This is a genomic window from Vibrio sp. M260118, from assembly GCF_036533755.1.
Taxonomy (GTDB): domain Bacteria; phylum Pseudomonadota; class Gammaproteobacteria; order Enterobacterales; family Vibrionaceae; genus Vibrio.
Genome location: NZ_JATABG010000561.1, coordinates 1 through 1526 on the forward strand (window position 1 = coordinate 1; position 1526 = coordinate 1526).

The following is a 1526-nucleotide window of genomic DNA, read 5'->3' on the forward strand; positions in this document are numbered from 1 at the left end:
ACATAATAGAGTAATTTACGTCAACTCACTGTCAAAGATGCTCGACTCTCGATTACGCATAGGTTGGATATTGGCAGGCCAATATCAGGCTCAGGTCGAGAAGTTTCTTATGTGTGACAACATGGGTAGCTTGAATCTAATGCAGTCCGCTGTCGCTGATTTCTTAAATTCTGGTAAGTACCGTTCGCATGTACAGAAAATGCAGCGTTTCTATCAACACAATAGTAAAATTTTCTATCAACACTTAACGAAAACGTTGAATCAATACGCTTTCTTACAGGGAAGGTACAAGGTCGTTTTACCCCAAGGCTCGTTCTTACTGTGGTTAACTCTGCCGGAGGCGTTCGACAGCGATACCTTATATCATCAAACCAAAGCACTGGGGATCAGTATCTTGCCAGGTACCATCTTTGACACATCTGGGCGTTACTCCAATTGTATTCGATTTAGCTGCTCAAACTTTCTGTCTAATCCCCACTGGAAGTTGGGGGTTGAAAAGCTGGTTACTCTTGTCCATGATCAACTCACCCCTAACTCACACGGAGCGTTGACATGAGGTTAGAGTCCACTTCAAATGATGTACTCGATTTCTGGTTTAAAGAGTTAGAACCTAAAAACTGGTTTGTTAGCAGCGAAGAGTTAGACAACGAGATAAAAAGTCGTTTTAGCGAGTTACTCATCAGCGCCAGCCAGTGTGAGCTCCATAATTGGCGAAGCGACGCACAAGGGCGATTAGCTGAGGTGATCGTCTTAGACCAGTTTTCGCGCAATATCTATCGCAACACACCTAGAGCATTCTCTCAAGACCCACTAGCACTAGCTTTGGCACAAGAAGCCATATCACTAGGTTTAGACCAATCATTAGAGGTTCAGCAGCGCACATTTTTGTATATGCCATTTATGCACAGCGAATCTAAAAGCATTCATCAACAAGCAGTCGAGCTATTTAAAACACCAGGGATGGAAGTTAACTACGAGTTCGAATTGAAACACAAAGTCATCATTGACAGGTTTGGCCGCTACCCACACAGAAATAACATCTTAGGACGACAGAGTAGCCCAGAAGAAGTCGAGTTCTTGACTCAACCTAACTCGAGTTTTTAAACACAGAGAGAAAAGAACAAAGGAGCTATGTCGCTCCTTTGATTCTATATTAAGCGTTTGAGATCTTTTTGTGACCCTCTTCCAGATGCACAAAGTCAACCAAGTCATCACCAGAAACTTGGTAAGCCTGACCAAAACCTTTTACAAAAAGACCTTTTTCAGCTTTCAAGTTAAATAGTACAAAGTCTTGCAGTTGACTTAAGCCGTCAATGATCTCTCCAAAACGGCCTTGCATTTGAGCCACGACTTGAGTCCATTGCTCTGTGTCTCGCTCGACTACAGACGCGATAGCATCAAACGTCAATCGCTTACGCGCAAACAGCTGTTTCGAGGTGTCTTCATCTTCAATCATCATGATCGACACATTCGGGTTCACCTGAAGGTTACGCGCATGACGAGCAATTTCTGAAATCAAAACAAAA

Annotated in this window: 3 protein-coding genes; 2 read left to right on the top strand and 1 reads right to left on the bottom strand. The window is 43.1% G+C overall.

The features are described from left to right. Together QTO00_RS19565 and QTO00_RS19570 are read left to right on the top strand one after the other, a co-directional pair. Positions 1-556 (top strand): aminotransferase class I/II-fold pyridoxal phosphate-dependent enzyme (locus QTO00_RS19565; protein ID WP_331426233.1); only part of this gene is annotated, 556 nt, incomplete at its 5' end. Beyond that, positions 553-1104: a DUF924 family protein gene (locus tag QTO00_RS19570; RefSeq protein ID WP_331426234.1), complete on the top strand. Its 552-nt coding sequence runs from the start codon at positions 553-555 to the stop codon at positions 1102-1104. The genes QTO00_RS19565 and QTO00_RS19570, both read left to right, overlap by 4 nt. Before the next feature lie 49 nt (positions 1105-1153). Here QTO00_RS19570 and QTO00_RS19575 read toward each other — a convergent pair. Then, positions 1154-1526: pyridoxamine 5'-phosphate oxidase family protein (locus QTO00_RS19575; protein ID WP_331426235.1), on the bottom strand; the 373-nt coding region annotated here is incomplete at its 5' end.

What these genes read in the sequence shown, in the direction of transcription:
- QTO00_RS19570 (WP_331426234.1), top strand. Translation starts at nt 553, where the DNA reads ATGAGGTTAGAGTCCACTTCAAATGATGTACTCGATTTCTGGTTTAAA.